Raw genomic sequence first — 17,646 nt, forward strand, 5'->3', positions numbered from 1 at the left:
AACAAAAATGCCGTCTGAAAATAGGGACGGTTGGGATTGCGCCAATACGGCAACACCGCCGCCGTCATGTACTATCCATACACGGCGGATATTGCCGCATTGCCTTATTTTTACCCCAACCGACCATCTCTCGGCTTCAGACGGCATATCGGGCAGTTTCCTGCCGGCTTACCCGCCGTGATACTGCCGCGACAGCTCGTGTACGGTGTCGACTAAGATTTTGGCGTGTTCGGGGTCGGCATGTTGGTTGATGCCGTGTCCGAGGTTGAAGACATGGCCACTGCCTTGTCCGAAGTCGGCAAGGATACGTGCGGCTTCGGTACGGATGGATTCCGGCGTACCGAAGAGGGCGAACGGGTCGAAGTTGCCTTGCAGGGCGACTTGCTTGCCGACGCGGCGGCGTGCTTCGCCGATGTTGCACGTCCAGTCCAAGCCCAATGCGTCTGCGCCGATTTCTGCCATACTTTCCAGCCACAAGCTGCCGCCTTTGGCAAATACGATGACGGGAACGCGGCGGCCTTCGCTTTCGCGTTTGAGTCCGGCGACGATCTGGCGGATGTATTTGAGGCTGAATTCTTTAAACGCCGCATCGCTCAAGACGCCGCCCCAAGTGTCGAAAATCTGCACCGCCTGCGCGCCCGCGTCGATTTGGGCATTGAGGTAGGCGGTAACGGCTTGGGCGTTGGTATCGAGGATCTTGTGCAGCAAATCGGGGCGCGAGTACATCATGGTTTTGATGGTGCGGAATTCTTTGCTGCTGCCGCCTTCAACCATGTAGCAGGCAAGCGTGAACGGGCTGCCGGAGAAGCCGATAAGCGGTACGCGGCCGTCCAATGCTTTACGGATGGAAGTTACCGCGTCGAAAACGTATTGCAGTTTTTCCATGTCGGGAACGTGCAGCTTGGCGATATCGGCTTCGTGTTGTAAGGCGTGTTCGAATTTCGGGCCTTCGCCTTCGGCAAAGTACAGTCCCAAGCCCATTGCGTCGGGGACGGTCAGGATGTCGGAGAACAAAATTGCCGCGTCCAAATCGAAGCGTTCCAAAGGTTGGATGGTAACTTCGGTCGCCAATTCGGTGTTTTTACACAAATCGAGGAAGCTGCCCGCTTTCGCGCGTGTGGCTTTGTATTCGGGCAGATAACGCCCCGCCTGGCGCATCATCCAAATCGGCGTGTATTCGACGGGCTGTTTGAGCAGGGCGCGGAGGAAGGTATCGTTTTTTAAAAGAGTCATGCGGGGCTTTCGGTTTGTTTGTAAAACGGGGAAGGAAAACGGTTTTCAGACAACCTTTGCGGCGGTTTCCGCAATGAAAGGTCGTCTGAAAAGGGAGGGACGGGCACATTTGCCTAGGTAATCATCAGTAGATGATTAAACGGCAGCAGGTTTTCATGGGGTTTCAATGGTGCGTTTATCTTCGATATGGATAACTTTGGGTTCTTCAGCATCACAATCGCGATGAGAGCGCCCTTCGATACCGATTTTGAAATCTTCATCCAATCCTTCTTCTTTTAGGATTAGCGTAAAAATTTCGGGATGATGACATGAAACGGCATATCCATCGCCACTATCTAACTAAAGTGATAATGCCAAAATCTGCAGATGGTGTTCCTATTTGAACCTTGCCCCATTTGCTTAATATCTCTTTAGCTTGTTTCTCCAGATCTTTTTCTGGTTCAAGTAAAATGACGCAAGTCCCATTTTCAAAGAGCACCCAAGATTTTTCGTTTCCATTAATGCTCTTTTTCCAAACATCAATTAACTTTTGGCGATAAGCAGGCGTTCCAATTTCAAATATTTCTTTCTTTTCCTTAAAGGAATCTGAAGGTTCCATCAAATTCTCCCAGATAAAGATATTTCCCAAAATCAGCTATGCTGCTCTAACGCTGCGTGGCGTTCGTCATCGGAGACGGCTTCCAAAACCAATTTGCGCTGTGCTTCGGCTTTTTGCGGCTGTTCGGTTTCGTCAAAGACTTTCGCCAACACCAAACGCGCCGAAACGCTCGGTTGCAGGGCGATACTGGCTTCCAAATAACCTTTCGCCTTACCCCAAAGTTTGCGGACGTAGGCGAGCCGGCCGAGATACATCAGCAGAAGCGCGTTGTCGGGCTGTTCTTTCAGCCAAGAATCGGCAAAATCGATGGCTTTCTGCTGTTCGCGCTCGCCCAAAAAGCGCACGCTTTCGACAAAGGCTTCCAAAAGCTCGGGGCGGCGGTTGTGCGGATAATGCTGTTTGACCCATTTGACCGCATCGGCATACAGTCCCAAACGTTCGTACTTTTCCGCAACCGATACACTCAATTCCCCGTTTTTGAGGCTGTCGGGAATCCGCTTCAGGCAGGTTTTTAAAGCGGCGGCATCGGCAGCATCCGCCAGCTGGCGGCGGTATGCCCAATTTTGATACCGTTCCATTTCCGATTTGCCCAACGCGCCCGCCTTGGAAAGTTTTTCGGTTTTTGCCAGAACCTGCAACGCGTCGCCCCTGTCGAAAGCGTAACGAAGTTGCAGACGCACGAGGCGCGTAAGGTTGGCATTCATCTTCGCCGCCGCATGAAGATTAGCTTCCGCCGCTTCGTAATCGCGCCGGTTCAACGCCGATTCCGCCAACAAAAGATAACGGGAAAGCTGCTGTTTTTCCGGCAGTTTGGCGATTTCCGCAAGATAACGGTCGCGCAACTCGATGTTTTCCATCTGTCCGGCGGCGTGCGCACCCAGCATCAATGCCAAAGTCCGGTTGTCGCCCGCCTCTTTGTTGCCCAACACGCGCGAGGCTTCAAGTTCCGCCTTTTCAAAACGCCCTTCAAAATACGCCAAACCCGCCTTGTTCAAAGCAAGCGCGGCCTTGCGGCCTTTACGCGCTGAACCGAAACGCTGCATCTTTTCGGGGATATTGAATACGCCGATAATGAATTTGAACAGGAAATACCACACCACGACGGCAATCAGCGAACCTAACACAAAGGCGTGCAGGTTGATTCTGAGCATGGTCTGTCCGAGTACGATATACACGTCGCCGGTGTAAATGCCCGAAGCCAGTGCCAGTCCGACGGCGGCGGCAAACAGGACGACGATCCAGACTACCGTTTTCATGCGCGTTCTCCTTTAGCGGACGGCGAACGCCCTGCCTTTTCCGGTACGGGCTGTTTTTTTGCAGGCTGTTCCAGTTTGCGTTCCGAAGGCAGGGACGGTGCTTCTATGGTCTTCACATCCGATGCGGCAGCCGGTTCGGAAGCTGTTTTTTCGTTTACCGGTTCAGAAGCCGCCTGTTCCGCTTCTTGATTTTCCGCCGCCGTCATACGCGTACCGTCGCGATAGGCGCGGACGGCATTTAGGCTGTTTTTCAAACCGTCATCCGCCGTCATGCGCACATCCAACGCCTTCAATTCCGCCAATTCCTTCAACCACGACTGCGTGGCGGGGGATTTGGCATCAAAATACTGTCTGACGGCGGCTTCGGCATTGTTCAAATCGCTTTGATAGACTTCGCTGTTGCGCTGCATTAATGCAGTGCGCGCATCCAAAAGGCGGAGGCGCAGGTTTTCACGCACAAAATAGGCCTGTTCCGGTGAAATCAGCATGGCATCGTTGTTTTCCAAATGGCGGATTTCGACCAGCCCCTTCAATGTGCCGAGGGATTTTTCCCATACGTTCTGCCACCATGAAGCGGAAACGGCTTCGTTCTTCACCTGTACGCCCGGTTTCAATACGCCGTCTAAAATCAACGGCAGTCCGGATACGGCGGTTTCCAACCGGTCGATGCGCAGTGCCGTGCCGGAAATATCGACATAAGGACGGTTTTTCAGTTCCGCCAAGTCGCTGCTGACCGCCTGCTTGATCGGCAGAAGCTCTGCCTGATTGAAACGGGACAGGCGACTGTCGATATGCTCCAACACGCCGACTGCCGTTTGGATATTGCCGGTCAACACCAGCTGTTGCGCCGCCAGATTGAGTATGGTCTCGGTTTCGTCCACCAGCCAATCGGCACGCCCTTTGGTCAGCTCGCGATAGGCTTTTTGCGTCATCAGGATTTGTTCGCCGTTGGCTTTGACACCGCTGCCCAAACGGTCGAGTTCGGACTGTATGGCACTTTGGCGGTTGAGGTTGTCTTTAAGCAGGGCGGCGTTTTCCGACTCGCCCAAAGCGGCTTTATCGATTTTCTGGTTGAATGCCAACTCTTGGTTTTTCAAGACATTCTGTCCCTGGACAAACAAAAAACCACTTGCACCCAGACCCAAGGCCGCCAATACCAGGGCGCAGACCGCCAAAGCGTTGCTGCCGGACTGTTTGACGATAAAAGGAGCGGCAGGAATGTGTACTTCTGTTTCGTTTTCTTTGCGTGGGGAAGAGGTTTCAGACGGCATTTCTTTTGATGCCTGTATCTCGCGTACGGGTTCGGATGATTTGTTTTCAGGTTCGCCCACCGTTTTGCTCCTTATTAATTTGAGGTTCCGGGAAAGACCATGCCGTCTGAAACGGAAATGGAAGAATGGGAAAGCGCGGCTTCCAGCGTAGGGACGGTTTCAACCGAACACACGCCTTCGCGCTTCAATGCCTCCGCAATGCGCGGATGATGGGTAAAGTATAGCAAGGATTTGAAGAATCGGGAAAATTGCGGCGGAAGCTGTGCAAACAGCGACTGCACGAGTTCTGTGGACGTAATATAGGCGGCGGCAATATTTTCGGTTTGGAAATTTTGAAAGTTCAAAGGTTTATGCCGTCTGAAATAGACTTCTGCCACCTCCGTCCGAAAACCTTTCTCCTGCAAGGCATTCATCAGAAAATCCCGCCCGCTGTGTCCGCGCACAAACAATACGCGTGCACCTTCGGGCAGACTGTTCCAAACCGGCAGGCGCAAAACCGCCTCGCTGTCGTTTCCGTCATCCGGCGCGATGACCGTTCTTCCCAAATAGCGTTCCAATGCGCGGCGGCTGCCCTTCCCTACGGCAATGTGTATCTTTATGCCGTTTGAAAGGTTAAGGTACGGGACGGCGGTTTCAACGGCGGTCGGACTGACCCAAAACACGGCATCCGCACGGGCATACATTTCCGGCAGCCGTTTCAGGCTTGCTTTGTCGGTTTCGATTTCAATCGGACTCAACACTTCCGCCTGCCATCCGGCAAGCCGGCAGGTTTCGACATCGTCCTTCGCCCTGTCCGACGGCCGGACAATCAGCATGATGGGTTTCGCTGTTTCCATCGCCTTATCCGCCCCGATTACAGGGAAAAATCGGCATCGTTGAAATTCGCCTGTGCGGTTTTCGGCATACAGCCGACCCGTGCGACTTCCTTGCCCCTACGCTCCACAACGACACCGCTGCTTTCCGTATGAGTCGCGGAATCGAAGCCTGTCCATACGGTGTACATAAATTCGCCGTTTTGGAATTTCATCGTTGCCCGGCGTCCGCTGCCCATGCCTTGCCACCTGTCGGAACGCCCCGACAGGTCAGCTTTGCTGTTGCGTATGGCAATTTCTTTTTTTGCCGCACTGCCGAACGAATATTCGTAAAGATTGCGGTTGATTTTTTGAACTTCTATGTATTTGTTGTTGTCCGTTTTACAGGAAAACACCGTATCCGCCCACACGGTTTGGGCGGAAGCCGACAGAAGCAATACGGCAGAAAGGAACATTTTTTTCATCGTATTTCCTTAATGGTTGAAACCCCGCCACTTGGACATCCGTCCTTCGTGGCAGCAGCATCAGATTTTATTTGAGAGGGGTTTAACCCCTTCCAAATTAGGGCAACACATAGGGCAACGCTTTAATAGTGGATTAACAAAAACCAGTACGGCGTTGCCTCGCCTTAGCTCAAAGAGAACGATTCTCTAAGGTGCTGAAGCACCAAGTGAATCGGTTCCGTACTATTTGTACTGTCTGCGGCTTCGTCGCATTGTCCTCATTTTTGTTAATCCACTATATGTGTCGTCCTGTGTGTTGAAACATCATTGCCCGTATCCTGAAATAGAAAAGAAAATGCCCGTTTTACGGTCTTCTTTCCGACAAAATGCCGTCTGAAACGGATTTCAGACGGCATGGTCGAAAATTATTGCGCGGCAAGCGGCTTGAGCAACAAGGTTTCGCCGCTTTGCACGACATTTTCCAGCAGATCGATGTTCGGATGCTTGCCCGGGTGGGCGCGCGCGTCGGCAACGTGTTCGGCAAACCATATCAAACCCTGTTCTGCCGCTTCTTTGTCCAATTTTCCGTCAAAACGTTCCGCCAAAGCATTGTACAACTTGAGCGAACCGAGCTTGCCCTGAACGGCGGGAATGTGGTGAACCGTTTTGCCGTCGGCATCATGAACGTCCAAACCGCCCAGATGGTCGATTGAAGGAAATGTGGCGAGATAGTCTTGAAAATTCATATCAAATCCGAAAATCAGTCAGTTAGCGCGTGCCGAAAATCTTGTCGCCCGCATCGCCCAAGCCGGGGATGATGTAGCCGTTCTCGTTCAAGTGGCTGTCGAGTGCGGCGGTGTAAATCGTAACGTCAGGGTGCGCGTCGTTGACCGCCTTCACACCCTCGGGCGCGGCAACCAGCACCAGTGCCTTGATATTTTTGCAGCCCTTGGCTTTCAAAAGGTCGATGGTGGCAACCATTGAACCGCCCGTCGCCAGCATCGGGTCGATAATCAGGGCAGGACGTTCGTCCATGCTGTCCACGAATTTCTCGAAGTAGGAAACGGGTTTCAGCGTTTCCTCATCGCGCTGCAGTCCGACTACGCTGATTTTGGCAGTCGGAATCAGGTCGAGCACGCCGTCAAGCATACCCAAACCTGCACGCAGGATGGGAACGACGGTCAATGTTTTGCCCTTGATGCGGTCGCCTTCAATCTGACCGCACCATCCGTCGATAAGGTATTTTTCGATTTCAAAATCACGGCTTGCCTCGTATGCCATCAGGCGCGCCAGCTCGGTGGCAAGCGTCCGGAATTTGTAGGTGCTGCAATCCGCCTCCCTCATCAGGGTTAATTTGTGGCAGACGAGCGGATGGTTGATAACATTAACGTTCATCGCGGTGTTCCAATGTGATTTTGAGACGCGCCATTATACTTTTTTTTGATTTGCCGGAAAAGAAAATGCCGTCTGAAACACGTTCAGACGGCATTGCCGAATCCATCAGGCTTTCAGCAGCTCTTGCAGCTCGCCTGCCTCATACATTTCCATCAGGATGTCCGAACCGCCGACAAACTCGCCGTTCACATAAAGTTGGGGGATGGTCGGCCAGTCGCTGTATTCCTTAATGCCTTGGCGTACTTCGGGATTTTCCAATACGTTGACGGTAACGTAATCGGTGCAGCCCGCCGCGTTCAGGATTTGCACGGCGCGGGAAGAGAAACCGCATTGCGGAAACTGCTTCGTACCTTTCATAAACAATACGACGCGGTGTGTCGTTACTACTTCTTTAATTTGGTCGTGGATGGAAGCCATCGCTTATTCCTTTTGATAAAGTTGACAAAATTTGTCAGGTAGGGCGCATTATACGCAAAAGCGGAAACTTCCCACAATATTTGCCGTATATCGCGCAGTATCAATGTTGTGAACGGAAATATTCCCACTCCTCGACAATCCTGCTGTCCGGCAAATGGCACAGGGTATATCCGCCGCCGCTTTCGTCTTTTTTGCTTCCCGTCTGCCGCCTTTGGCAATGCAGAATTTGGAAGCGGGATTTGCCATACCGACTGCTTCATGCCTGTCCGAAACGTGTTGGCAGGCAGCCGGCAGCAGCGCGGACAATGCATACGGATGAATTGCCTTCATGGTTTTCCTTATCGTCGGCACAGGGTCAGACGGCCCGCATATCGGGTACTTTTTTAAACAGCCGGTAAAAGTTTTCCGTCGTGTATGCCGCAACCTGTTCCAATGTTTGGCTCCGCAATTTGGCAATATATTCGGCGGTATGACGCACAAAAGCCGGCTCGTTCTGCCTGCCGCGCTTGGGAACGGGGGCAAGGAACGGCGCATCGGTTTCCACCAAAATGCGGTCGTCCGGCACATATTTTGCCGCCTCCTGAACCAAAGGGGCGTTTTTAAACGTAACAATTCCCGAGAAAGAAATATAAAGCCCCAAATCCATGGCAGCCCGGGCAAAGGCTGTGTCTTCGGAAAAACAGTGGATAACGCCCGAATTAACCCGGCATTCTTTCAGGATAGACAAGGTATCCGCCGCCGCATCGCGCGTATGGACGATAACGGGCAGCCCGGTTTGATTGGCTGCTTCGATGTGGTCTGCAAAGCGTTTGTGCTGCCAGGACAAATCACCTTTGCACCAGTAATAATCCAAACCCGTCTCTCCAATGCCGATCACTTTCGGCGAGGCGGCTGCGGCAACCATTTCCGCGACGGAAAATTCTTCGGCTTCCTTACTGTCGGGATGTACGCCTATGGTGCAATAGATGTGTTCGTGCGCTTCGGCGACGGCAAAGACTTCGGAGAAGCTTTCCCTACTGACGCTGATGGCGAGTGCCTGCCCCACGCCGTTTGCTTCCATGTTGGACAAAACTTCGGGCAGGCGTTCTTTCAAACCTTCAAAATTGAGGTGGCAGTGCGAATCGATGATATGCATGGCGTTACATGGTAAACGTAGGTCTGCTGCCGCTGATTGTGCTGCCCAGTTCGACTTCGATCTGGTCTTTGACTTTCAGGCAGTTTTCGTGTTTTGTGAATGCCAGCCCCACCCCTTTGGGTTTGGAGGAAGTACGCGCAGGATTAATCCAGGCGACCTTGGTCGGCAGGAACAGTTTGGGGAAGTTGAGGATTTCTACGGCAAGCAGAATATCGTCCCCGATGGAAAATACGTCGTCGGTCTGCACAAACAGACCGCCGTGTTCCAAAAACGGCATATAGGAGCTGTACAGCAGATTCATGTCTTTCAGCTGCAACGACATCATTTTTGCCGGAATATTTTGTCCGTCTGACATAATTCACCCATTCTCTTTCTTCAATTCCAAATAATTGATGAGCAGATGCTCGATCTGCATTTTGACATTTAAAGTATGAAACCCGTAAGGGGCGAGCTGTTTGAGCATATCCTCCGCCGCAAATACATTGCGCGGGCGGAAACCGGATGCCGTCTGAAGCAGCCTGTCTTCATAAACAGGATAATAGACGGGTTTCATGTGTTGCAGGCACAATCCCAAATCGACCAGCCACTTCTGCATCCACCCGACAAATACGGCGAGCGGAAGTTTTTCCTTATCGAAAAGCGCGGCGTAATCCAAAATCTTCAACAACCTCGGCTCTGCCAAAATGTCCAACAGTTTAATCCGCAACGCACGGACACCGTCCGCCTCATCAAACAGCGGCGCGCCCGAATGGAAAGCCAGACGTTCCTCAGGTTCCGCCACACCCCTTTCACGCAAATATGCCAATGCCTCCTCATAGGAAGGAGCGGGCAAAACCATCTTCCGGCAGCGACTTTTAATGGTCGGTAAAACCTTGTCCGCCGCATGGCTGACCAGCAAAAAGACCACTTGTGGCGGCGGTTCTTCCAACACTTTCAACAAACTGTTGGCGGCTTGGACATTCATACTTTCCGCAGGATGAATCAGAACCACGCGCAAACCGCCCCGTACCGAAGTCAGGTACACATTATCGATGATTTCCCTGACGGCATCGATTTTGATCTGCAACAGTTTGCGCCCGTTTTCGGGTTCGTCCGCCAGGGGCGTGATTTCGTAAAAATCGGGATGGCTTCCCTGTCCAAACAGATGGCAGGACATACATTCGCCACAGGGTTTGCAGCCCGGTGCAGGGGTTTCGCACAACAACGCCTTCGCCGCAAAACGGGCAAACGCGGTCTTCCCCGTCCCCTTTTTGCCGGCAAACAGCCAAGCATTGGGACGGCTCGTCCAATGCTCCGCAATCTGCCGCCATTGTTCATTATGCCACGGATAAATCATGTCAAACTGCCCGTCCGGAAATCCATACCGCCATCAGAGCAGTTCCAAATCGGGGCCGGAACTTTGCGCCCGGCGGCTGCGCAACTGTACCGCCAAACGCAAATCGTGTGCGGAGTCGGCATTTTTCAAGGCATCCTGCAAGGAAATCTCGCCTTTCTCATACAATTGGTAAAGGTGTTGGTCGAAGGTCTGCATACCCAAGGTGGTGGATTTCTTCATCACTTCTTTGATTTCATGGATGTTGCCGTTGTGAATCAACTCCGAAATCAGGGGCGAATTGAGCAGCACCTCGACTGCCGCCACCCTGCCCTTGCCGCCGTCTCGCGGAACGAGGCGTTGCGAAATAAACGCCTGAAGGTTGAGCGACAAATCCGTCAGCAATTGTTCGCGCCGCTCCTCGGGGAAAAAGTTGATGATGCGGTCGAGTGCCTGATTGGTGCTGTTGGCGTGCAGCGTCGCCATACACAAATGCCCCGTTTCGGCAAAGGCGATGGCGTAGTCCATTGTTTCGCGGTCGCGGATTTCACCGATCAGAATCACATCCGGCGCCTGACGCAGTGTGTTTTTCAACGCCGCCATCCAGTTTTCCGTATCCACGCCGACCTCGCGCTGGGTGATGATGCAGTTTTTGTGTTCGTGGACAAACTCGATCGGGTCTTCGATGGTGATAATGTGTCCGAACGAATTTTCATTGCGGTAATCGATAAGCGAGGCAAGCGAAGTCGATTTGCCCGAGCCGGTGCCGCCGACAAAAATCACCAGCCCGCGTTTTTTCAGCGCGACATCCTTCAAGACCGGCGGCAGGTTGAGGCTTTCAAACTTGGGAATCTTGCTGGTAATCGCGCGGAATACCAACGCCGTCGCGCCGCGCTGTATCATCGCATTGACGCGGAAACGGCTGGTGTCCGGCAGGCTGATGGCGAAGTTGCACTCGTTGGTCGATGAAAATTCTTCCGCCTGCTTCGCACTCATAATCGAAAAGGCGATTTCCATACATTTTTCCGCCGTCAGCGGCGTATCCGTGATGCGGGTGATTTTGCCGTCCAGCTTCATTGCGGGCGGGAAATGGGTCGTCACAAACAGGTCGGAACCTTTGTTTTTGTTCATATGGCGCAGCCAGGCGAACAGTTCTTCCTTTGCAGTCATATTTTCATCGGTAAACATCTTCATCCCCCAATCTTCAAACAATCTGTATCTTCCCATTCTACCAAAAACCCGCCGTGCCGTCTGAACCGGTTTCAGACGGCATTGACGTTCTGCCCCGCCCAACCCCGCCCCTTTAACGTGTATAATCCGGCACTTATCCGAAACTCACAACAGGCTGTCAATATGTCTTTGAAAACAGTAGCCGTTATCGGCGCAATGGAACAGGAAATCGAGCTTTTGCGCGAGATGATGGAAAATGTCAAAGCCGTCTCTTTCGGCAGATTTTCCGCCTATGAAGGCGAATTGGTGGGAAAACGCATGGTGCTTGCATTGAGCGGCATCGGCAAGGTCAACGCGGCGGTTGCAACGGCTTGGCTTATCCATCAATTCGCACCGGACTGCGTCATCAACACCGGCAGCGCGGGCGGCTTGGGCAAGGGTTTGAAAGTCGGCGACATAGTGGTCGGCACGGAAACCGCACACCACGATGTCGATGTAACCGCATTCGGCTATGCCTGGGGGCAAGTGCCGCAACTGCCGGCAAGGTTCGCTTCAGACGGCATATTGATTGAAACGGCAAAACGGGCGGCGCGGACGTTTGAAGGCGCGGCGGTAGAACAAGGCCTGATTGTCAGCGGCGACCGCTTCGTCCACAGCAGCGAAGGCGTGGCGGAAATCCGCAAGCACTTCCCTGAAGTTAAGGCGGTAGAAATGGAAGCGGCGGCAATCGCCCAAACCTGTCATCAGTTGGAAACGCCTTTCGTCATCATCCGCGCCGTTTCCGATTCGGCGGACGAAAAGGCAGACATCAGCTTTGACGAATTTTTGAAAACGGCAGCGGTAAGTTCTGCAAAAATGGTGGCGGAAATCGTCAAATCTTTATAAAACCTTTATCAAATCATGCCAAAACAGCGGTTTTCCGTTAGAATATCGGGCTATTTCCACGTTGCGCCCGATATTTGGACGTACCGCTGTTTGTTCAGACGGCATTTCTAAAACCTACCGTTCAGCATTAAAAACAACTCAATGAAAAATATCCGAAATTTCTCCATCATTGCCCACATCGACCACGGCAAATCGACGCTTGCCGACCGCTTCATCCAATATTGCGGCGGTTTGGATTTGCGCGAAATGAGTACGCAGGTACTCGATTCCATGGACATCGAAAAAGAGCGCGGCATTACCATCAAAGCGCAAACCGCCGCGCTCAACTATAAAGCACGCGACGGGCAGGTGTATCAACTCAACCTGATTGACACGCCGGGACACGTCGACTTCTCTTACGAAGTTTCCCGTTCGCTGTCCGCCTGCGAAGGCGCGCTTTTGGTCGTTGACGCGTCGCAGGGCGTGGAAGCGCAAACCGTGGCGAACTGTTACACCGCGATTGATTTAGGCGTTGAAGTCGTGCCTGTTTTGAACAAAATCGACCTGCCTGCCGCCGACCCCGAGCGCGTTGAACAGGAAATCGAAGACATCATCGGCATTGATGCCGTTGGTGCGGTGCAATGTTCCGCCAAAAGTGGCATTGGTGTGGAAGATGTTTTGGAAGAAATCGTTGCCAAAATCCCCGCACCGACCGGCGATGAAAACGCGCCGCTGCAAGCCGTTATCGTCGATTCGTGGTTTGACAATTACGTCGGCGTGGTCATGCTGATTCGTGTGAAAAACGGCACCATCAAGCTGAAAGACAAAGTGCGCTTTATGAGCACCAAGGCGGAAACGCAGGTCGAGCAGCTGGGCGTATTCACGCCAAAATCGGTTCAAAAACAAGAACTCAAAGCCGGCGAAGTGGGCTTTTTGATTACCGGCGTAAAAGAATTGGGTCAGGCGAAAGTCGGCGATACGGTTACACTGGTTGCCAACCCTGCCACTGAGCCGCTGCCCGGCTTCCAAGAAGTACAAAGTCAAGTATTTGCGGGTCTCTATCCTGTGGAAAGCCACGATTACGAAGCCTTGCGCGACGCTTTGGAAAAATTACAGCTTAACGACGCTTCGCTAAAATTCGAGCCTGAAGTTTCCCAGGCATTGGGCTTCGGCTTCCGTTGCGGCTTCTTGGGTCTGTTGCACTTGGAAATCGTACAGGAACGTTTGGAACGCGAGTTCGACATGGATTTGATTACCACCGCGCCGACGGTGGTTTATGAAGTCGTGTTGAAAAGCGGCGAAAAAATCGAAGTCGAAAACCCGTCCAAATTGCCCGACATCGGCAGCATCGAAACCATTCTCGAGCCGATTATTACCGCGACCATCCTTGTGCCGCAGGAATACGTCGGCAACGTCATGACTTTGTGTAACCAAAAGCGCGGCGTGCAGGTCAATATGCAGTACATGGGCCGCCAAGTCATGCTGACTTATGATTTGCCGATGAACGAAGTCGTCATGGACTTTTTCGACAAACTCAAATCCACTTCGCGCGGTTATGCTTCGTTGGACTACCATTTCAAAGAGTTCCAACCGTCTGATTTGATTAAGCTGGATATTATGGTCAACGGCGAAAAAGTCGATGCGCTGAGCCTGATTGTGCACCGTCAAAGCTCGGTTCACCGAGGCCGCGAACTGGCATCGAAAATGCGCGAACTGATTCCGCGCCAAATGTTCGACATTGCCGTCCAAGCCGCCATCGGCAGCCAGATTATCGCCCGCGAAAACGTTAAAGCACTGCGTAAAAACGTCTTGGCGAAATGTTACGGCGGCGATATTACGCGTAAGAAAAAACTGCTTGAAAAACAAAAGGCAGGCAAACGCCGTATGAAACAAGTGGGCAATGTGGAAATCCCGCAAAGCGCGTTCTTGGCGATTTTGCAGGTAAGCGACAAATAATATTTCGGCACACAGGGCGGCGCGTCGGGAACACCCCTCAAACCGTCCTGATTTCAGGGGCACGCGCCCGCAAACAAATTTTGCAATTTGCCGCCTTAAAACGGTTGCACGGACAGGCGGGTTTTTAAGCATTAAGGAACAACAATGAACACAATGCTAATGTCGGGCGCGGCTGCCGCGCTGCTTGCCGGCATCATCCTTTATTTCAAAAGCGACAAAAAGCGGCAGGAAAACGGTGAATGGAGTTCCAGCCTTGAATACGCCTATATCCTGACGGCGGTCGGCGTGTTTGCCGCTTTGTCCCTGTTTATGAGCTTTACCGCCGTTTTCCTGATTTTCGTTGTATTGTGCGGTACGGCTTGGGGGGTATACAAATACCGCCTGAAGACTCATCCCGAAATCTCGGAAAGCAGCCACTTCGGCGATTATTTCGGCAGTTTCTTCCCTACCGTTTTGGTATTGTTTCTCATCCGGTCGTTTATTGCCGAACCGTTCCAAATTCCATCCAGCTCCATGCGCCCAGGCCTAATCAAGGGCGATTTCATTTTGGTCAGCAAATTTTCCTACGGCCTGCGCGTACCCGTTTTAAACAATGTATTTATCCCCACAGGCAAAATCGAACGTGGCGATGTCGTCGTTTTTAATTATCCTTTGCAGCCGGACATGACCTACATCAAGCGTATTGTCGGCATTCCGGGCGATGTGGTCGAATATCGGGATAAGATTTTGACGGTAAACGGCAAACCCACTTCCGACATTCCTGACGGCACATACCGTTATCCCGACGACACCGACCCTTCCGAAATCCACAACACGGATATGTTCCGCAGCGGTTTGGACGGCAAATCCTTCAATATTCTGAAAAAAGAAGGACAGCCGGCTGTTTCCCTGCCCGTATTGGGCAAATATACCTCCGATATTATGTCTGAAAACGGATATTCCATAGAGCAAAGCGGTTTGGAACACTGCCAATATGCCGACGACGGCAGCGGTTTCGTGTGCAAAGTTCCCGAAGGACGCTATTTCGCTATGGGCGACAACCGCGACAACAGTGCCGATTCTCGCTACTGGGGCTTTGTAGATGACAAGCTGGTTGTCGGCAAGGCAATGTTCATTTTGATGAACTTCGGCGATTTCGGCAGGACCGGCACGGCAATCCGTTAATCAGGTAAGCCAAGAATGCCGTCTGAAAATAGTTTCAGACGGCATTTGCTATTCCTCGCTTTTGCAGGCGGATCTGGCGTTGTCAGATTTTCCTACCTATAGTGAATTAAATTTAAATCAGGACAAGGCGGCGAGCCGCAGACAGTACAAATAGTACGAAACCGATTCACTTGGTGCTTCAGCACCTTAGAGAATCGTTCTCTTTGAGCTAAGGCGAGCCAACGCTGTACCGGTTTAAATTTAATTCACTATATCAGTTCGGTAACGCAGGTTTTGCACGGCGAACTGCCAATATTGCCATGATGAAATCAATGTGAAGACTGCTGTTTCAACGAACCGAGGTAAATTGCCGAAAGCGTCAGCGCCACCCCTGCCCACTGCACACCGTCAATCGGTTTGCCCAATCCGAAATAATCGATGAACAGGGCGGCAACCGGTTCGGACAAAAGCAGCAGCCCCGTCAACGACAACGAAAGCAGCGGAATCGCATAGGCAACCATCGCCCACGCGAAGCACTGCATCACCACGCCGTACACAAGCACCAAACCGGCATCTTTCCAAGTCGTCGGATAAAGCACGCCGCCATCCATCAGCAATGCCGGAACAACCAGCGATACCGCACCGCCCAAACTCAAAATCATCATTGAAGGGAAAAGTGCCACCTGTTCGACTTCATGAGTCTTGCGGACGAACACCATCGACAGGGCGAGCATCAGCCCGGACACCAAACCGCTGACGAATCCCCAAACCGCATTACCGTTGTAGCCGAATTCCGCACCGGCAATCATCGCCACGCCAGCAACTGCCGATATTAAGCCCGCCTTTTTCAGCCCGCTCAAACGTTCGTTAAAAAAGAAAACACCGATTGCGGACAAGAAAAAGATTTGCAGGCTGTTGAGCAGGGTGGAAATACCGGGACCGACTGCATGTATGCTTTCATGCCACAGCGCCAAATCAAAAGCAAGAAACACGCCCGCCGTCAGGGCATAGCAGACGGTTTTCCTGTTTTTTGGGAATTTTTGCCCGAAAAACCGTGCCAAAAACCAAAATACGAACACCGAAATCAGCAACCGCCAAAATGCGATTGCATACGGGCCGACGGGGACGGATCTGACAATCAGGCTGCCCAGACCGAACACCACGCAACCCAGCACCAGCAATGGTGCGGCATATTTTTTTTCCGTCCACAATATCCTCTCCCTTCCCCATACGGCTGCCGCGCCGCCGGCAAAAATGCCGCCATTCTGAAAATATGCCGTCTGAAGCTCAAAGCCCCGGCTGTGCCCGGACAAACGGCTGACTTTACGGGCAGGCCGGCTATTTTCCGTTGGGGCAAAAAACCGTCCTGCCAGATAAAACCCAAATATAGTGGATTAACAAAAACCTGTACGGCGTTGCCTCGCCTTAGCTCAAAGAGAACGATTCTCTAAGGTGCTGAAGCACCAAGTGAATCGGTTCCGTACTATTTGTACTGTCTGCGGCTTCGCCGCCTTGTCCTGATTTTTGTTAATCCACTATAAAAAATATTTCCCTCAAGCAATGCGGCGGCACCAACACCTGATTAAAACACAACCGGCGTTTTCGGCATATATGCAAAAACGCATTTTCCGGCACGGCGTTACACCGATACCGAAAAATGCGTCTGAATGTTTCGACAATCCGATTAAAGCATTATGCCAAATCTGCAAAAAGTGGCGTAGAGAGATAGCGTTCGCCATAAGAAGGCAGCAGCACGACTATCAGCTTGCCTTCGTTTTCAGGCTGTTTGGCAAGCTGCAACGCGCTCCAAACCGCCGCACCGGAGGAAATACCCACCAAAATGCCTTCTTTTTCCGCCATTGCGCGGGCGGTTTCAAAAGCCGCTTCGTTCGGAACTTTGGCGATGCTGTCGTAGATTTTGGTATTCAAAACGGTCGGAATAAAGCCTGCGCCGATACCTTGAATCGGGTGCGGGCCTTTTTCGCCGCCGCTCAATACGGGGGAAGCCTCAGGCTCGACGGCAACCACTTTAACTTCGGGTTTGTATTTTTTCAACACTTCGCCCACGCCGGTAATCGTACCGCCTGTGCCGACACCGGCAACGAAGACATCGACTTTGCCGTCCGTATCCCGCCAAATTTCCTCGGCGGTTGTTTTGCGGTGGACTTCTGGGTTTGCCTCATTGTCGAACTGGCGCGGCATAAAATAAGTGTCGGGATGCGCGTCCACCAAGGATTGCGCTTTGGCAATCGCGCCCGCCATACCTTCGGCGGCAGGGGTCAGAATCAGCTCCGCACCAAACGCACGCAACAGCATTTTGCGCTCCTTACTCATGCTTTCCGGCATGGTAATCGCCAGTTTGTAGCCGCGTGCTGCACATACCATTGCCAAACCGATACCCGTATTACCGCTGGTTGCTTCGACAATGACGGTGTTTTTGTTGATTTTGCCCGCTTTTTCGGCGGCCTCAATCATTGCTTCGGCAATGCGGTCTTTGACGCTGCTGCCCGGATTGAAAAATTCCAGTTTCACGGCAACTTCTGCCTTCAGACCTTCGGTCAGACGGTTCAACTTGACCAATGGGGTGTTGCCGATCAATTCGGTGATGTTGTTTGCAATTTTCATCTTTTGCTCCTGAATA

Annotated in this window: 18 protein-coding genes and 2 pseudogenes; 4 read left to right on the forward strand and 16 right to left on the reverse strand. The window is 52.1% G+C overall.

The genetic code is table 11. From position 1 onward, the window contains the following. The first annotated feature begins 7 nt into the window (after positions 1 to 7). A complete protein-coding gene (locus RDY34_RS01595) occupies positions 8 to 181 on the forward strand; it encodes a hypothetical protein (RefSeq protein ID WP_308184446.1) in 174 nt (57 codons plus the stop codon). Here RDY34_RS01595 and hemE read toward each other — a convergent pair. The 14 genes and pseudogenes from hemE to RDY34_RS01665 all read right to left on the reverse strand — a co-directional run bounded on the left by hemE (position 169) and on the right by RDY34_RS01665 (position 11,060). Further along, positions 169 to 1,233, reverse strand: coding sequence for a uroporphyrinogen decarboxylase (hemE, locus tag RDY34_RS01600; RefSeq protein ID WP_308075162.1), 1,065 nt, complete (start codon positions 1,231 to 1,233; stop codon positions 169 to 171). The two genes, RDY34_RS01595 and hemE, sit on opposite strands and share 13 nt — an antisense overlap. A gap of 153 nt (positions 1,234 to 1,386) precedes the next feature. After that, positions 1,387 to 1,831 (reverse strand): annotated as a pseudogene (locus RDY34_RS01605) (hypothetical protein). Positions 1,832 to 1,863: 32 nt separating this feature from the next. Then, positions 1,864 to 3,087: a heme biosynthesis protein HemY gene (locus RDY34_RS01610; RefSeq protein WP_096111466.1), complete on the reverse strand. Its 1,224-nt coding sequence runs from the start codon at positions 3,085 to 3,087 to the stop codon at positions 1,864 to 1,866. Continuing rightward, positions 3,084 to 4,418, reverse strand: a complete 1,335-nt coding sequence (locus RDY34_RS01615) for a uroporphyrinogen-III C-methyltransferase (RefSeq protein ID WP_308072884.1) — start codon at positions 4,416 to 4,418, stop codon at positions 3,084 to 3,086. The genes RDY34_RS01610 and RDY34_RS01615 overlap by 4 nt, the downstream gene beginning before the upstream one ends. A gap of 14 nt (positions 4,419 to 4,432) precedes the next feature. Continuing rightward, positions 4,433 to 5,194, reverse strand: a complete 762-nt coding sequence (locus RDY34_RS01620) for a uroporphyrinogen-III synthase (RefSeq protein ID WP_308074355.1) — start codon at positions 5,192 to 5,194, stop codon at positions 4,433 to 4,435. 17 nt (positions 5,195 to 5,211) lie between these two features. Next, positions 5,212 to 5,634 (reverse strand): protein Gly1ORF1, encoded by a 423-nt coding sequence (locus RDY34_RS01625; protein WP_308072887.1) that lies wholly within the window; start codon positions 5,632 to 5,634, stop codon positions 5,212 to 5,214. Positions 5,635 to 6,038: 404 nt separating this feature from the next. Further along, entirely contained in the window at positions 6,039 to 6,359 is a 321-nt protein-coding gene (locus tag RDY34_RS01630) for a DUF2322 family protein (protein ID WP_308072888.1), read from the reverse strand. 22 nt (positions 6,360 to 6,381) lie between these two features. Further along, the gene (gene upp / locus RDY34_RS01635; protein ID WP_308072889.1) at positions 6,382 to 7,008 is read right to left on the reverse strand and encodes a uracil phosphoribosyltransferase; all 627 of its coding nucleotides are present in this window, start codon (positions 7,006 to 7,008) and stop codon (positions 6,382 to 6,384) included. Positions 7,009 to 7,113: 105 nt separating this feature from the next. Next, entirely contained in the window at positions 7,114 to 7,425 is a 312-nt protein-coding gene (gene grxD / locus RDY34_RS01640; RefSeq protein WP_002214004.1) for a Grx4 family monothiol glutaredoxin, read from the reverse strand. 100 nt (positions 7,426 to 7,525) lie between these two features. Beyond that, positions 7,526 to 7,755: pseudogene (locus RDY34_RS10705) on the reverse strand (putative hemolysin). 25 nt (positions 7,756 to 7,780) lie between these two features. Then, on the reverse strand, positions 7,781 to 8,560 hold the full coding sequence (locus RDY34_RS01650; protein ID WP_308072890.1) for a TatD family hydrolase: 780 nt from the start codon (positions 8,558 to 8,560) through the stop codon (positions 7,781 to 7,783). A 4-nt stretch (positions 8,561 to 8,564) separates the two neighbouring features. Continuing rightward, on the reverse strand, positions 8,565 to 8,915 hold the full coding sequence (locus RDY34_RS01655; RefSeq protein ID WP_002239593.1) for a PilZ domain-containing protein: 351 nt from the start codon (positions 8,913 to 8,915) through the stop codon (positions 8,565 to 8,567). Between the two features lie 3 nt (positions 8,916 to 8,918). Further along, positions 8,919 to 9,896 carry a DNA polymerase III subunit delta' gene (locus tag RDY34_RS01660; RefSeq protein ID WP_308072892.1) on the reverse strand — a complete coding sequence of 326 codons (978 nt, stop codon included), beginning with the start codon at positions 9,894 to 9,896 and terminating at the stop codon, positions 8,919 to 8,921. A gap of 33 nt (positions 9,897 to 9,929) precedes the next feature. Beyond that, entirely contained in the window at positions 9,930 to 11,060 is a 1,131-nt protein-coding gene (locus RDY34_RS01665; protein ID WP_301002893.1) for a PilT/PilU family type 4a pilus ATPase, read from the reverse strand. A 165-nt stretch (positions 11,061 to 11,225) separates the two neighbouring features. Here RDY34_RS01665 and RDY34_RS01670 point away from each other — a divergent pair, with 165 nt between their 5' ends. The 3 genes from RDY34_RS01670 (at position 11,226) to lepB (ending at position 15,026) form a co-directional block, all read left to right on the forward strand. Beyond that, entirely contained in the window at positions 11,226 to 11,927 is a 702-nt protein-coding gene (locus RDY34_RS01670) for a 5'-methylthioadenosine/adenosylhomocysteine nucleosidase (RefSeq protein WP_308072893.1), read from the forward strand. A gap of 141 nt (positions 11,928 to 12,068) precedes the next feature. Beyond that, positions 12,069 to 13,862 carry a translation elongation factor 4 gene (gene lepA, locus RDY34_RS01675; protein WP_308072894.1) on the forward strand — a complete coding sequence of 598 codons (1,794 nt, stop codon included), beginning with the start codon at positions 12,069 to 12,071 and terminating at the stop codon, positions 13,860 to 13,862. 144 nt (positions 13,863 to 14,006) lie between these two features. Beyond that, entirely contained in the window at positions 14,007 to 15,026 is a 1,020-nt protein-coding gene (gene lepB, locus RDY34_RS01680) for a signal peptidase I (RefSeq protein ID WP_308072895.1), read from the forward strand. A gap of 308 nt (positions 15,027 to 15,334) precedes the next feature. Here lepB and RDY34_RS01685 read toward each other — a convergent pair whose 3' ends face one another. After that, positions 15,335 to 16,219 (reverse strand): DMT family transporter, encoded by an 885-nt coding sequence (locus RDY34_RS01685; protein WP_308072941.1) that lies wholly within the window; start codon positions 16,217 to 16,219, stop codon positions 15,335 to 15,337. A gap of 478 nt (positions 16,220 to 16,697) precedes the next feature. Next, a complete protein-coding gene (gene cysK / locus RDY34_RS01690; RefSeq protein ID WP_308072896.1) occupies positions 16,698 to 17,630 on the reverse strand; it encodes a cysteine synthase A in 933 nt (310 codons plus the stop codon). Positions 17,631 to 17,646: the final 16 nt, after the last annotated feature.

This window comes from Neisseria polysaccharea, assembly GCF_963392925.1.
Taxonomy (GTDB): Bacteria; Pseudomonadota; Gammaproteobacteria; order Burkholderiales; family Neisseriaceae; genus Neisseria; species Neisseria polysaccharea.

Coding starts and splice junctions, on each gene's coding strand:
- RDY34_RS01595 (WP_308184446.1), top strand. CDS start 8: ATGCCGTCTGAAAATAGGGACGGTTGGGATTGCGCCAATACGGCAACA.
- hemE (WP_308075162.1), bottom strand. CDS start 1,233: ATGACTCTTTTAAAAAACGATACCTTCCTCCGCGCCCTGCTCAAACAG.
- RDY34_RS01610 (WP_096111466.1), bottom strand. CDS start 3,087: ATGAAAACGGTAGTCTGGATCGTCGTCCTGTTTGCCGCCGCCGTCGGA.
- RDY34_RS01620 (WP_308074355.1), bottom strand. CDS start 5,194: ATGGAAACAGCGAAACCCATCATGCTGATTGTCCGGCCGTCGGACAGG.
- RDY34_RS01625 (WP_308072887.1), bottom strand. CDS start 5,634: ATGAAAAAAATGTTCCTTTCTGCCGTATTGCTTCTGTCGGCTTCCGCC.
- RDY34_RS01630 (WP_308072888.1), bottom strand. CDS start 6,359: ATGAATTTTCAAGACTATCTCGCCACATTTCCTTCAATCGACCATCTG.
- upp (WP_308072889.1), bottom strand. CDS start 7,008: ATGAACGTTAATGTTATCAACCATCCGCTCGTCTGCCACAAATTAACC.
- grxD (WP_002214004.1), bottom strand. CDS start 7,425: ATGGCTTCCATCCACGACCAAATTAAAGAAGTAGTAACGACACACCGC.
- RDY34_RS01650 (WP_308072890.1), bottom strand. CDS start 8,560: ATGCATATCATCGATTCGCACTGCCACCTCAATTTTGAAGGTTTGAAA.
- RDY34_RS01655 (WP_002239593.1), bottom strand. CDS start 8,915: ATGTCAGACGGACAAAATATTCCGGCAAAAATGATGTCGTTGCAGCTG.
- RDY34_RS01660 (WP_308072892.1), bottom strand. CDS start 9,896: ATGATTTATCCGTGGCATAATGAACAATGGCGGCAGATTGCGGAGCAT.
- RDY34_RS01665 (WP_301002893.1), bottom strand. CDS start 11,060: ATGTTTACCGATGAAAATATGACTGCAAAGGAAGAACTGTTCGCCTGG.
- RDY34_RS01670 (WP_308072893.1), top strand. CDS start 11,226: ATGTCTTTGAAAACAGTAGCCGTTATCGGCGCAATGGAACAGGAAATC.
- lepA (WP_308072894.1), top strand. CDS start 12,069: ATGAAAAATATCCGAAATTTCTCCATCATTGCCCACATCGACCACGGC.
- lepB (WP_308072895.1), top strand. CDS start 14,007: ATGAACACAATGCTAATGTCGGGCGCGGCTGCCGCGCTGCTTGCCGGC.
- cysK (WP_308072896.1), bottom strand. CDS start 17,630: ATGAAAATTGCAAACAACATCACCGAATTGATCGGCAACACCCCATTG.